The organism is Streptomyces sp. NPDC048590 (assembly GCF_043199535.1).
Lineage (GTDB): Bacteria > Actinomycetota > Actinomycetes > Streptomycetales > Streptomycetaceae > Streptomyces.
On record NZ_JBICWC010000008.1, the window covers coordinates 1 to 13,223 of the forward strand.

At 70.4% G+C, this 13,223-nt stretch carries 12 protein-coding genes; 3 read left to right on the forward strand and 9 right to left on the reverse strand.

What is annotated here, in order from left to right; genetic code table 11:
- Window positions 1-236: 236 nt before the first annotated feature.
- Window positions 237-1,385, forward strand: coding sequence for a GntR family transcriptional regulator (locus tag ACGFNN_RS22920; RefSeq protein ID WP_393558470.1), 1,149 nt, complete (start codon window positions 237-239; stop codon window positions 1,383-1,385).
- Here ACGFNN_RS22920 and ACGFNN_RS22925 read toward each other — a convergent pair.
- The 6 genes from ACGFNN_RS22925 to ACGFNN_RS22950 all read right to left on the reverse strand — a co-directional run bounded on the left by ACGFNN_RS22925 (window position 1,363) and on the right by ACGFNN_RS22950 (window position 9,483).
- Window positions 1,363-2,499: a glycoside hydrolase family 76 protein gene (locus tag ACGFNN_RS22925; protein ID WP_385027163.1), complete on the reverse strand. Its 1,137-nt coding sequence runs from the start codon at window positions 2,497-2,499 to the stop codon at window positions 1,363-1,365. The two genes, ACGFNN_RS22920 and ACGFNN_RS22925, sit on opposite strands and share 23 nt — an antisense overlap.
- A gap of 118 nt (window positions 2,500-2,617) precedes the next feature.
- Entirely contained in the window at window positions 2,618-3,907 is a 1,290-nt protein-coding gene (locus ACGFNN_RS22930; protein WP_393558472.1) for an ABC transporter substrate-binding protein, read from the reverse strand.
- Window positions 3,908-3,968: 61 nt separating this feature from the next.
- Window positions 3,969-4,895, reverse strand: a complete 927-nt coding sequence (locus tag ACGFNN_RS22935) for a carbohydrate ABC transporter permease (protein WP_393558474.1) — start codon at window positions 4,893-4,895, stop codon at window positions 3,969-3,971.
- On the reverse strand, window positions 4,892-5,884 hold the full coding sequence (locus ACGFNN_RS22940) for a carbohydrate ABC transporter permease (protein WP_393558476.1): 993 nt from the start codon (window positions 5,882-5,884) through the stop codon (window positions 4,892-4,894). The genes ACGFNN_RS22935 and ACGFNN_RS22940 overlap by 4 nt, the downstream gene beginning before the upstream one ends.
- A complete protein-coding gene (locus ACGFNN_RS22945; protein WP_393558478.1) occupies window positions 5,881-7,182 on the reverse strand; it encodes a glycoside hydrolase family 125 protein in 1,302 nt (433 codons plus the stop codon). The genes ACGFNN_RS22940 and ACGFNN_RS22945 overlap by 4 nt, the downstream gene beginning before the upstream one ends.
- Before the next feature lie 855 nt (window positions 7,183-8,037).
- Window positions 8,038-9,483, reverse strand: coding sequence for a dihydrolipoyl dehydrogenase family protein (locus ACGFNN_RS22950; RefSeq protein ID WP_393558480.1), 1,446 nt, complete (start codon window positions 9,481-9,483; stop codon window positions 8,038-8,040).
- Window positions 9,484-9,597: 114 nt separating this feature from the next.
- Between ACGFNN_RS22950 and trxA the strand changes: the two genes are divergently transcribed.
- Window positions 9,598-9,990 carry a thioredoxin gene (gene trxA, locus ACGFNN_RS22955; RefSeq protein ID WP_362674654.1) on the forward strand — a complete coding sequence of 131 codons (393 nt, stop codon included), beginning with the start codon at window positions 9,598-9,600 and terminating at the stop codon, window positions 9,988-9,990.
- An 88-nt stretch (window positions 9,991-10,078) separates the two neighbouring features.
- Here the strand turns inward: trxA and ACGFNN_RS22960 are convergent, their stop codons facing one another.
- Both ACGFNN_RS22960 and ACGFNN_RS22965 read right to left on the reverse strand, forming a co-directional pair.
- Window positions 10,079-10,492 (reverse strand): hypothetical protein, encoded by a 414-nt coding sequence (locus ACGFNN_RS22960; protein ID WP_393558482.1) that lies wholly within the window; start codon window positions 10,490-10,492, stop codon window positions 10,079-10,081.
- A gap of 61 nt (window positions 10,493-10,553) precedes the next feature.
- Complete coding sequence (locus ACGFNN_RS22965; protein ID WP_393558484.1) at window positions 10,554-11,582, reverse strand: LacI family DNA-binding transcriptional regulator; 1,029 nt, start codon at window positions 11,580-11,582, stop codon at window positions 10,554-10,556.
- A 209-nt stretch (window positions 11,583-11,791) separates the two neighbouring features.
- On the opposite strand from ACGFNN_RS22965, the gene ACGFNN_RS22970 reads away from it, so the two are divergent.
- Window positions 11,792-12,259, forward strand: coding sequence for a type II toxin-antitoxin system PemK/MazF family toxin (locus tag ACGFNN_RS22970; RefSeq protein WP_393558486.1), 468 nt, complete (start codon window positions 11,792-11,794; stop codon window positions 12,257-12,259).
- Here the strand turns inward: ACGFNN_RS22970 and ACGFNN_RS22975 are convergent.
- Window positions 12,244-13,080, reverse strand: coding sequence for a TIGR02452 family protein (locus tag ACGFNN_RS22975; protein WP_393558488.1), 837 nt, complete (start codon window positions 13,078-13,080; stop codon window positions 12,244-12,246). The genes ACGFNN_RS22970 and ACGFNN_RS22975 overlap by 16 nt on opposite strands.
- Window positions 13,081-13,223 lie beyond the last annotated feature (143 nt).

The following is a 13,223-nucleotide window of genomic DNA, read 5'->3' on the forward strand; positions in this document are numbered from 1 at the left end:
CGTCTTCTAGCGCGAGGGAAGGCTCGGGGGGACCGGAGGGGCCTTCGTCCGGGGGACGGGCCGCACGCGCCCCCCCCCCCCCGCATCCCCCCGCGGGTCACTGGGGGGGGGGGGCCCGGGCCACCCCCACGCTTGGGCGCGCCCCCCCCCACCCCGATATCGTTGGCGTCCACCCGTCACAACGAGACAGGTAAATGATATATTAAACATATTGTCATTATGACTAGGAGTAGTCGTTGCCCGAAAAGTTGCTGTATGAGCAGGTCTACACGGCGCTGAAGGCCCGCATCCGGGGTGGCGGTATCCCCGTGGGTGAACGCCTGCCGAGCCCGGCCCAGTTGGGCGAGGAGTTCTCGGTCAGCTCCATCACGCTCAAGCGTGCGCTCGACATGCTGCAGGACGAGGGCTACGTCGTACGCCGGCCCAAGCACGGCACCGTGGTGGTCGACGCCGATCCGCAGCCACGTGGCGCGGCGGCCGCGACCGAGGGCGAGCACGAGGGCGTGCGGCCCCTCCGAGTCTCCGGTCCGCCACTGCTCGGCGCGGTCATCACCAGCTTCGACGACACCTTCGGTACGCGGCTGCTGTCCGCCATGCTGACGTCCACCGCGGGCAGGGCCAACCTGGTGCTCAAGACCTCGGACGGCGACTCGGCCGCCGAAGGCGCGCAGATCGCCGAACTCCTGGCCGCCGGAACCCTCGGCCTCGCCTTCCAGCCGAGCTCCTCGCAGTCCATCCCGCCCGCGCTGATGGGCCTGCTCGCCCGCCGCTTCCCTGTGGTGATCATCGACCGATCCTTCGACGGCGTCCCGGTCTCCACCGTGTGCTCGGACAACGCCGGCGGGGCACGCAAGGCGACCGAGCACCTGTTCGCACTCGGGCACCGCCGCATCGGGCTGATCTCGTCGGCCAGCCCTGTATCCACCGTGGAGGACCGGCGCAACGGCTATGTGAGCGCCCACGCCGCCGCCGGGGTACTGCACCACGACCAGGACGAGTTCTCCGAGGTGTACTCGGTGACGCCCGGCTCCCGGGTGAGCGCGGCCGAGGACCTCGAGCGGCTGGTCGAGTTCGTCCGCGCCAGGCCTCAGGTGACGGCGTACCTCGTCTCGGAGCACCACATCGCGGTGCTTCTGATGAGGGCCTGCCGCGAGCTCAGCCTGTCCGTACCGGGGGACGTCTCGGTGGTCTGCTTCGACCAGCCCTTCGCCCCGCTGGACGACTCGCTCTTCCGGTTCACCCATGTCGCCCAGCCGCAGGCCCTGATGGGCGCCAGGGTGATCGACGAGCTGTTCGACCAGCTCGGCCGGCCGGGGTCCGTGACCAAGCACGTCCTGCCGACCGAGCTGGTACTCGGGGCCTCTACCGCTGTGCCGCGCGAGTGAGCAGTGCCGCCTGCTCGGTGGCCATGATGGCGCTCACCTGCGCCGAATAGGGGAAGTGCCCGGGGTCCTGCTTGCGCCAGTCGGGCCCCGCGAGCAGCTCTTCGCCGCACAGCGCGCGGTCCCACAGGACACCCGTCGCGGTGAGGAGCCGCTCGCGGACCTCCTGTGCGTCGGACGGGCGGTGAGCCGCGTCCAGAGCCTGCGCCAGCAGACCGGCGTAACGCATCAGGATCCCCTTGAAGAGGCCCTCGTCGCCGCCGTCGCCGTCGTCGAGCGGTACGCCGTCCACGGCGAGGCGGGCGTAGGCCGCTCGGTCCGTCGCCAGTGCCCGGTCGAGCAGCGCCTCGGCCTCTCCCGCGTTCGCGGCGTCGGCGGAGTCGATCGTGGCCGCGAGTTCCACACAGGCGCCGATGTACAGGCCCTGGTTGTAGGTGAACTCCCACTGGGTGTCGAGCTTTCCGTCCTCCTGCCGGTTGAGGCCGTCCTCGACGAACCCGTCCGGCCGCAGCAGGGTGCGGGTGAGCCAGTCGAAGGTCTCACGGGCGCGCAGCAGGTACTCAGGGCGGCCCGTGTGCCGGTGGAGGCGGGCACTGAGGATCACGAAGGTGCCGTTGGACGGGGTGTTCTTGTAGTAGAGCTGCGACTTGCGCCAGGCGATGCCCCCGCCGCACTGCTCGTTCCACCCCAGTTCGTGGACGTGCCGCCACAGCGCCTCCGCCTGCGCCAGGTAGGTCAGTCGGGCCTCCTCTCCGGTCTCCGCCTCGGCCAGCCGCAGGGTGGCGATGGCGTACCAGAGCATGTCGTCGAAGTAGTCGTTGAACAGCGATCCGCCGTTGCGTTCGAGGATGTTGGCGTGCACCGTCCGGGCCTGGTCGAGCCTGCCGGGCTCCTGGCTGCGCAGATAGGCGTCGAGACGGGCATCGATCACATGGGCGAGCCACCAGTAGTTGAAGGTCTCGTTGTCACCGGCCTGGAGGGGACGCCAGTTGTCGAACAACTGCGGGGCCTCGGTGCCGAAGTAGCGGTCGAGGCTGTCCTGGATGCGATCGGCGCGCTCGTACCAGCGTGCGGATACGGCGTCGGGGTCGGTGCTGTGCAGGGTGGGACTGGTCATCGTGTCACTTTCTGGTGCGGGCGCGCCGCCGGCACCGCGGCTGCGGGGACGGGTGATCGGAGCGCTGTGGTACTGAGCTGTACGGGGATGTTCGGAGGCTGTGCGCGGTGGCGCCGGTTCACAGGTTCTGCCGCAGGATCTGGTCGCCCTGCCTGGCCGCCTTGGACAGGGCCGCCCGCGCACCGGTCTTGCCGAGGAGGAAGTTCTGGAGTTCCGGGTCGAGCGCCTTGCCCTCGACGTCGGAGTAGCCCGGGGTGTTCGGGCGCACGGTCGCGAAGTCCATCGTGCGGACGAAGGCGGGCCAGTGGCCGGTGCCGAAGTACGGGTCCCTGACCGACTTCGCGTTGCCCGGCAGCCAGCTGGCGATCTTGGCGAACGCGGTTCCGTTCTCCGGGACCGTGCACCACCACTTGAGGAATTCCCAGGCAGCGTCCCGGTTCCTGGCGGCTGCGGGGATCACCAGGCCGAAGCCTCCGGTGATCGCGCCGCGGTGTCCGCCGGGGCCGCTGACCGGGGTGGCGACGCCGTACTCGAAGTCGTCGATCGCGTCGTAGCCGGGCATGTCCCACGGGCCGCCGTACTTCATGGCGACGGCCCCGGTGCCGAACCCGTCGATGCCCTGGGCGAAGCCGGCCTCATAGACCTTCTTCCGCTTGACCAGCTCCTCCCAGTGGTCGAGGACGGCCATGCCGGGCGCGCTGTCGAAGGCGAGGGTCTTCCGGTCCCGCGAGAGCATCCGGCCGCCGGCTTGCAACATGTACATGTTGAACTGACCGACGTCATCGAGGGAGAAGCCGGAACGGCTGAGCCTGCCATCGGAGCGACGGGTCAACTCAGCGGCGGTGTCGACCAACTCGTTCCAGGTCGTCGGCGGGCGGAGCCCTGCCTCGTCGAACAGGGCCTGGTTGTAGAGCAGTGAGCGGTTGTCGACCAGGAGGGGCAGACCGTAGAGCTTCCCGTCGGACCTCATCTCACCGAGCGGCTCCTGGAAGAAGGCGGACAGGTCCACCTTGTCGCGCGCCACGAGGTCGTCGATCGGGGACAGGGCGTTCTTGGGGGCGTAGAGCGCGGTCTGGTAGCGGTCCCAGAGCACGATGTCGGGCACGTCGGCGGCCGAGGCGATCGCGACCAGCAGCTTCGTCTCGACGGTGTCCTGCGCCTGATAGGTGACGTGGATGTCCTTCTGTGACCTGTTGAACGCTGCCAGCTGCTGGTTGACCTGGGCGACCTGGTCGCCCGAGAAGGAGCCCCACATGGTCAGGTTCGTCACCCCGGAGGACGACCCCGGGTCCCCACCGGATCCGCAGGCGTTCAGCAGGGGTATCGCGGCCGCCCCGAGAGCGGCGGTGCCGGCAGCGCGGAGCAGACCGCGCCGGGAGGGGCCGGCCGGGGGCGTGGGCGTGTTCATGGTCGGATGGATCCCTTCGGGGGAGGCGGGAGGAGAACGGGCCGCGGTGCGTGCGGGCGCGTCACTTGCCGCCGCTGGTGGCCAGCCCCTCGACCACCCAGCGCTGCGCGAACAGGAAGATCGCCAGGACCGGCAGGCTGGCGACGATCGTGCCTGCCATGAGCGGGCCGTAGTGGCTGCTGTAGTTCGTCACGAAGCCGGACAGGCCCACCTGCACGGTCATCTTCGAGGGTTTGCTGAGCACGATGAGCGGCCACATGAAGGAGTTCCAGCCCGCCTGGAAGGTCAGGATCCCCAGCACCGCGAGCGCGGCCCGGGCCAGCGGCAGGTAGATGCGGAAGTAGATCCGGAACTCCGAGGCTCCGTCGATCCGCGCCGCGTCCGCCAGGTCGGGGGGCAGTGAGTCGAAGGTCTGCTTCATGAAGAACACGGCGAAGGCGCCGACCGCCCCGGGCAGGATGACCGCCCAGTAGGTGTTCAGTACGCCGCTGCCACCGCTGCCGAGCAGGTTGTTTCCGCCGAAGAGGGGGAAGTGACGCAGAATCACGAAGAGCGGGACCATGGTCGCCGTCGGCGGGATCATCATCGAGGCCACGTAGGCGGAGGTGATGATGCGCTTGCCGCGCAGCTGCAGCCGGGCCAGGGTGTACCCGGCGAGCGAGCCGAGGAACAGGTTGGACGCCACCCCCGCGGCCCCGATCAGCAGGGAGTTGAGGGCGTACCGCACCATCGGGACGGTGTGGAACACGTTGGAGTAGTTGCCCCAGGTGAAGTGCCTCGGGATGAACCGGACGCCGTCGGTGATGATCTCCCCGGCGGGCTTGAGCGAGGTGGACAGGGTCCACAGCAACGGCAGCACCGCCGAGGCGGCGACCAGCACCGCCGCGATCCACCAGCACACCGCGCCGAGGCGTCGGCGCAACGGGGTCCGCCCGGGCCGCGGTCGGGCTGCGAGGGTGCCGGAAGGGGCGGAGGTGGGGGCGCTCATCGGTCACCGGTCCGGTTGACTATGCGGGCGTTGAGGAGGGAGACGACCAGGATGACGACGAACAGCACGACGGAGATCGCGGATGCGTAGCCCATCTGCAGCGCCGCGAAACCGCGGTCGTAGATGTAGTAGACGAGCGTCACCGTGGAGTTGCCCGGGCCGCCCTTCGTGAGCACGTACGCCTGGTCGAAGACCTGGAAGGCGCTGATGATCTGCAGCGTGGTGACCAGCAGCGTGGTCCTGGACAGCGACGGCAGCGTGACGTGCCGGAAGACCTGCCATCCGTTCGCGCCGTCTGTTCGCGCGGCCTCGGCCAGCTCCGGAGGGATGTTCTGCAGGCCCGCGAGGTAGATCACCATGTTGGTGCCGAACCCTGCCCACACCGACATCAGCACGATGGCCGGCATCGCCCACGTCGAGCTGTACAGCCACGCGGGTCCGTCGATCCCGAACCAGCCGAGCATGATGTTCACCAGGCCGTGCTGCGGGTTGAGCATCCAGTACCAGATGCTCGCGGTGGCCACGGTGGAGGAGATCACGGGGACGTAGAAGAGCACCCGGAAGTACCTGGAGGCCCGCACCTTGCGGTTCAGCAGCAGCGCGGTGGCCAGCGAGACGACGATGCCGAGCGGCACGTACATCAGTGTGTAGATCGCGGTGTTCTTCAGCGCCGTGTAGAAGAACGGGTCGTCGAAGAGCTTCGTGTAGTTGGCGAGGCCGACCCACTTCGGTGCCGTCAGCACGTCGTACTCGGTGAAGCTGTAGTACATCATCAGCGCGATCGGCAGCGCGGTGAAGACGATGAAGGCGAGGACGGGCACGGTCAGGAAGGTCGCCGCGGCCCGGCCCTCGGCGCGGCGCGACGCTCCGGGGCGCGACGGCCGGCCGACGCCACGGAGGCCCGACAGCCGTCCACGCGGGGCGAGGTCCGAGGAGCGTGGCGAGTGGTCGGGACCGGCCTCGCCGGCCTCGAGTCCGAGGATGGTCACGGGTGTCGTATCCCTTCCGGGTCGGGAACGCCGCAGCAGTCGAGGATCAGCTCGCAAACGGTGGCCTCGGCCCAGGAGAACCAGGAGCGGGTCCAGATCTCCGGCTTGTCAGCGTGAAAGGACTCGTGGATACGGTCCGTGCCGCCCCGGGTGGCCAGCAGGACGTCGAGCGCCGCCCGTGCCCCGGCCGGGTCGGGGTCGGTGCGCCCGGCCACCGCGAGGGCGATGGGCCACACGTGGCGGTCCGGGGTGTGCGGGCTGCCCACCCCGGATGCGGCCGTGCCTCGATGATGGGTGGGGTTGCGGTCGCTGAGCACGAAGCGCCGGGTGGCCTCGTAGCGCGGGTCGTCGGCCTCGCAGTAGCCGAGCAGCGGCAACGAGAGCAGGCTCGGCAGGTTGGCGTCGTCCATCGAAAGCGCGCCGCCGAGGCCGTCGACCTCGTAGGCCCAGCGCGGCCCGGTCTCCGGGTCGTCGATGAGTGCGTGGGTCTCGAGACCGGCCTCGATGCCTGCCCGGAGTGCCTCGGCCCGCTGCAGCAGGCCTGATGGGGCGCCGGGCGCCGGGGCCGCGGCCGCGAGTTCCGGCAGGCGGCCCAGGACGACCGAGGCGAACATGTTGCCGGGAACGTTGTATCCGTACGTGCAGGCGTCGTCGCTGGGCCGGAAGCCGCTCCAGATCAGCCCGGTGTCCGGGGCGGTCCGCGGGCCGAGCCCGTCGCGGGTGAGCGTGTCGGTGGACGGGCAGTCGTGCCGCTGGAAGCGGTAGGCGGAGGCGCCCTCGTGGTCCCGCTCGGTCTCCCAGGTCTCCACGGTCCGCTCCACGGCGTTCCAGAAGAGTCCGTCGAAGATGTCCGTGCGGCCGTACGCGCGCCAAATCCGGTGGGCGAGCAGCAGCGGGAAGCAGAGGGAGTCGGTCTCGTACTTGCGCTCCCAGACCATCGGGCTCATCGCCGTCTCGTCGCTCTGATGCCCCGCACCGTCCGGACCGGCGTTGAACGCGTTCGCGTACGGGTCGGCGACGATGCAGGCCAGCTGGCGGCGCAGCACCCCGACGGCGAACTCCTCGGCGGCGGGCAGCTCGGCACCGAAGCGCAGCAGGGGCATCACCTGGGCCGCGGAGTCACGCAGCCACATCGCCGGGATGTCGCCGGTGAACAGAAAGACCGTGCCGTCCGGTTGCGGAACGGCGGCCCGGTGCAACGTCTCGTCCACGAACCGTGCCACCAGGTGGGCTGCCTCTGGACCGAGGACGGCGCCCACGCGCTCCTGGACGGACCCGGACTCTGCAAGCTCGACCACCACAGCACCTCTATTACATATATTCAATGTTTCTAGTTGTGGTGAATATAGCCTCCGAGGTTGCCGTACGCAATGGTCTGGAGCAGGGGCCGGAACGGTACGGGCGGCACGCGGCGACAGGCGGTCCTCCAGCTGTCGGCGCAGGCAGACGCACAGTTCTGGAGCGGGTGTCCCGTACGGGCCGACATTGGGGACCGGCCCGTACGGGATCAGCGTCGGCCGTGTGTGGCCGGCCGTCGCAGCTGCGCATCACGCAACCAGCGGAATGCGGGCGCCCGATGGATGCCAGGGGCGCCGGCGAACCAGATCTGGAATCCGCGGGTGGTGAAGGGTGACAGGTCAGCCGCTCCCCGACTCCGGACCGTCGATGGCCAGGCGCACCGGAGTGCGGACCCCGGCCTTGGCATCGCGCACCGCAACACCCGCTGTATGCAGGGGATCTGCCGGGAAGCCACCCCGAACGGCCCCGTTCCCGGGCGCCTTGAGCGACGGCTCATGGGATCCGCTGCGGATGGCCGGCCTCCCGGTCGGCGAGACGGCCCGCCATCGCTCGAGCGGAGCGCGTACCGGCATCGGCGCACGGGGGCCGTGAGCGTGTCGGCCGCCTGTCCCCGTAAATGATCTTCCGTGCCGTGCGGGCTCGACGGCCGGCCGGGGAAGCACTCCGTTCAGTGCACGTGTGTCGCTCGGTCCAGAGGGTCTCAGCAGGTTGTTGTGCCGCCTGCGGGCTTTCTCGTGACCCCGGGCGGGCGCGCGACGGATGGCGGCGGACACGGGCCGGGTGACTCCCACGACCGCCGCATGCGCGCCGGATGATTCCGCCTGCCGTTCCGCGCCCGCCCGGGCCGTCGGTCCTCAGCCGCGATACGCCTCCAGCAGCCTCAGCCACACCTCGCTGATCGTCGGGTAGGCGGGGACCGCGTGCCAGAGGCGGTCGATCGGCACCTCTCCCGCGACGGCGACGGTGGCCGAGTGCAGCAGTTCGCCGATGCCCGGTCCGACGAAGGTGACACCGAGCAGGATCTCCCGGTCCAGGTCGACGATCATCCTGGCCCGGCCCTTGTAGCCCTGCGCGTACAGCCCTGACCCGGCGACCGCCGCCAGGTCGTGGTCGACGGCGCGCACCCGGTGGCCCGCCTCTTCCGCCTCGGCGAGGGTGAGACCCACCGAGGCGGCCTCCGGGTCCGTGAACACGACCTGCGGAACGGCCGCGTGGTCGGCGGTGGCGGAGTGAGCGCCCCAGGGGTCCGTCTCCAGGAGTGGGGTCTCCTGGGCACGGGCGGCGATGGCGGCTCCGGCGATGCGGGCCTGGTACTTGCCCTGATGGGTGAGCAGCGCCCGGTGGTTGACGTCACCTACCGCGTACAGCCAGTCGGTGCCTTGCACCCGGCAGCTGTCGTCCACGGAGAGCCAGGATCCGGGCTCGAGGCCGACGGTGTCGAGCCCGAGGTCGTCGGTGCGCGGGGCACGGCCGGTGGCGAACAGGATCTCGTCGCTCTCCAGGCTCTCCCCGCTGTCCAGTTCGACGGTGACCGGACCGTCCTGTCCGGCCCTGTGCACAGCAGTGACGGAGACGCCGGTGAGGATGTGCGCGCCGGCCTCGGTCAGTGCCTCCGCGACGAGTTCGCCGGCGAACGGCTCCATCTTGGGGAGCAGTCCGCCGCCTCGGATCAGCATGGTCACCTGGGCTCCGAGCCCCTGCCAGACGGTGGCCATCTCCACGCCGACCACGCCGCCGCCGACGACGACCAGCCGTCCCGGCACCTCCTTCGCGCTGGTTGCCTCCCTGCTCGTCCAGGGCCGCACGTCGTCGATGCCGGTGAGGCCGGGAACGACGGCGCGGCTCCCGGTGCACACGGCCACGGCATGGCGGGCGCCGAGGTGGTGCACCGATCCGTCCCCTGCGGTCACCGACACCTGCCGGACTCCTGTCAGCCGCCCCGTCCCGCGGTAGATATCCGCGCCGATGCTCTCCAGCCAGCCGACCTGACCGTCGTCCTTCCAGTGCGAGGTCTGCTCGTCCCGGTGGGCGAGGACGGCGTCCGCGTCGAGTGGTCCTTCCACCGCACCGCTCAGCCCGGGCACCCGGCGTGCGTCGGCGCGGGCCACGACCGGACGCAGCAGTGCCTTACTCGGCATGCACGCCCAGTACGAGCACTCCCCGCCGATCAGCTCGGACTCGATGACCGCGGTGCTCAGCCCGGCGGCGCGGGCCCGGTCCGCCACGTTCTCGCCGACCGGTCCCGCTCCGATGACCACCACGTCGTACCAGCTGTGCCGAGCGCCTTCTACTTCTGTCATGGGAACAGTGTGGTGGGGAGTGTGGGCGGCGGCCACATGGGCATGCGGAATAGCGCAAGTGACGTCACCGTTGTGCCGGACAGGTCCGAACGGTCCCAGGAGAGGTAACAGAGTATGAGCACCCTAGAGCTCACCAAGGAAAACTTCGATCAGGTCGTGAGCGACAACGAATTCCTGCTGATCGACTTCTGGGCTTCCTGGTGCGGCCCGTGCAAGCAGTTCGCCCCCGTGTACGACTCGGCTTCCGAGCGCCACCCCGACCTGGTCTTCGCCAAGGTCGACACCGAGGCGCAGCAGGAACTGGCGGCCGCCTTCGATATCCGGTCCATCCCGACGCTGATGATCGTCCGGGACAACGTGGCGGTCTTCTCCCAGCCCGGCGCCCTTCCCGAGGCGGCTCTGGAGGACGTGATCGGGCAGGCGCGCAATCTCGACATGGACGAGGTACGCAAGTCCGTCGCGGAGCAGCAGGCCCAGCAGGCGCAGGCGCAGCCGGAGCAGCAGTAGTCCGAGCGGACCGTCGCGAGACGTGATGAGGGCCCGACCGGGCAGTTCAGGACCGGCCGGGCCTTCGTCGTGCGCGGCGTGTCCGCCCTCAGCCCTCCGGGGACCGTTCCGGTGCGACGGCCGTGGACCCGGAACGTGAGGCGCCGCCCGCGTCCGGTTGCGTCTCCCGGCCTTCGCGTTCCCCGCCGGGCGGCCGTTCGGCGGCCTCTTCCGGCTCCCCGGTCGGTGTCCCCTGCATGCTCCCGATGCGCTCGGCGATCCTGACGGTGAGGCCGTAGTCGATCTCCGCGCCGTCCACCAGCAGTGCCTCCACGGTGCGCGTGGCGGGGTCGATGTCCGCCTCGATGCCGCCGCCCGCGTAGCGCGGGTATCCCGAGGCCCCGGTCTGCCCGGTGGCTGCCACGACCGCCGAACGGACGGCCGTGCCGGGAGCGGGCGCCCCGACGGCGGACTCCTCGGGCTCCGGCAACAGCAGGATCTCGTAGCTCTGCGGATGGCTCATGCGGTCGACGCTAGACAGCCGCCGCCGGTCGCGCACGTCGTGGGGCCTCCCGGGCCGCGCTTCAGCTGGATTCGCGGCAGATCACCGTGGCGCGCAGGAGATCGTGGCGTTCCCGCGCCTCCTCGGGGTTCTGCACCAGCCGGTCGACCAGTTCGGCGGGCGGCTGGGGCGCCACGAGCGCCATGCCGACGGAGCTCAGCCTGGGCCGCAGAAGCCTGCCGAGGACCAGGTCGCCGGCCCCGACCACCGCCGTCTCGGTGGGGATGCCGACTCCGGCGTCCTGGAGCGCTCTCATAAGAAGCATGGCGTACATGTCGTCGTACCCGAACACACCGTCCAGCCCGAGGCTCGGCCAGCGTGCCGCGAGGTCCTCGGCGGCGGCCTCCCCGTACGCGAGAGGCAGCGGCCGGACAGAGGCGTCCACGGACGACTCCTCCACCGCGCGAACGGCTCCGGCCAGGCGTGCGTCGGCGAACGGGCCGAGGCCGGGTTCCAGGGGCATGACGACCCCGATCCGGCGTCGTCCGCGGGCGAGCAGGTGCCGGACGGCGCAGCGCCCCGTCTCCCGCTCGTCCAGGACGAGCGCGTGCGCGCCGTCGACCGGTCGCGGGCCCAGAGTGATCACCGCTCTGGCGCCGGAGCGGGTGAGCACGCTCATGCCGTACGGCGTGAGGGAGACGCCTGCCGGGGCCACGGCCGCGATCGGGCGGAGTTCGGCCCATGCCCTGGCCGCCGCGTCGGCGTCGAGTCCGGCGCTGTTGTACCGCACGACGGTGTAGTCGAGGAGGCGCAGGCCTGATTCGAGTTGGTCGAGCAAGCTCTGGTGGAGGGGGACGGAGGGCGGCTGGGTGGTGGGGAGCAGCACGGTTCTGGTGTGCCCGGCCCTCAGGCTTCGCGCCGCCGCGTGAGGGACGTAGCCGAGAACGGACGCTGCCTCACGGACCCGTCGACGAGTGGGTTCGCTGATCCGCACGGTCGTGTTGTTGTTCAGGACGTAGGACACGGTGGCCCGGGAGACCCCTGCGCTGCGCGCCACATCGGCGCTGGTCGGGACAGAGGTGCGGGAGGGCTGATCGGGTAACTGGCTCATGGCGTGCGGCAGTCTTCCAGACCGGGCCTTCCCACCGTGGAGCCGGGTACCGGACAGAGGATCTCGTGAACTGACACCTCGCCAGGAACCGCCGGGTGAAGGTCTGCTCCGGATTCCGAGGCTCTACACCCCAGTCGGCTTGGCCCCTTCGGGCGCTCACGGGGCGACCCGCTCCGTCGGTCGAGGCGCGGAGGTTCTACGGTGTCGTGATGACGTTCCAGCACATCGATCGCAGTAACGACAGCGCGACGGACCTCCCCGGACGCGGCGGCCCGGCCGCCACCACGGAGGCCGATCCCGCCGAGGCGGGCCCGGTCCGCACCTCGTACTCACCTGACCGGGACGGTGATCCCGACCCCGGGGAGATCGTCTGGACCTGGGTGCCCTTCGAGGAGAACGACGGGCGTGGCAAGGACCGTCCGGTTCTGGTCGTGGCACGGGAGGCGCAGGGCACCCTGCTCGCGGTGCAGCTGTCCAGCAAGCAGCACGACCAGGACCACGAGTGGGTCGCTCTGGGGGCGGGGCCGTGGGACAGCTCGGGCCGGCCGTCGTGGGTGGATCTGGACCGGGTGCTGAGGGTCCACGAGGACGGGATGCGGCGCGAGGCCTGCGCTCTGGACCGGGAGAGGTTCGAGCTGGTCGCGGGGCGTCTACGGGAGCGCTACGACTGGCGCTGACCGGTGAGAGCCCGGGTGAAGGTCGCCCGGACGGCGGAATCCGGGGCGCGGTCGGGGACACCGAACACGATCTGCTCGAAGTGACCGGAGAACCGCCCTCCGTCGGTGAGCAGGGCCCGGAAGGCCTCGGCCACGTCCGCGGGGTCGTTCATGAAGACACCGCAGCCCCATGCTCCCAGCACCAGCCGGCGGTAGCCGCGTACGGCCGCGACCTCCAGGACGCGTTCGGCGCGGCGGGCCAGAGCGGCGGGGATGCGGGCGGCCAGGTCCGGGGACAGCCGTCGGATGACTCCGGCGTTGGGCGCGGGCGAGGTGAGGAAACCCGCGGTGTACGGCGCTTCCAGCAGCCGGCCCCGGTCGTCCCGGAAGACCGGGACGCCGGGTGAGTGGATGACCCGGTCGGTGTAGAAGGCGCTGCGCTCGGCCCGGTGGTGCGCGTAGAACTCCGGTGCGCGCAGCAGCGTCGCGTGCAGTGCGGAGCCCCGGCAGAGGGATTCCTCCTGGGCCTGCGCTCCGTTGAGGTAGCCGCCTCCCGGATTGCGTGCGGAGGCGTAGTTCAGCACGGCGATCTTCGACCGCGACTCCCCGTACAGGCGGTGGGCGGCCCGCAGGCTCGTCTCGTCGGTCACCTCGATGACGGGGCTCCGGTCGGTGTCCAGGGCGGCCACCGGCACCGGCTCGGGTCCGTACAGGCGCGTTCCGGACAGTGCCGCCGCGAGGGCGCGTCCGATCGCCATGTCGCGCCCCTGCGGGGTGCGGTAGCCACCCGTGCGGACGATCGTCTCGGTCTCTCGCGCGATTCCGCGCAGTCGTGCGCTCACTGACACGGCCCCTTGTGGTGCATACGGGGCATGCTGGATGTCGTGGCGGCATGGACGCAACCGGTTTTCCGTTGCACAGGGGCACCCTTGTGCGAACTCCCGGTAAGGGTTTGGGTGGGAACTATGCATCCCTGAAGGAGGCC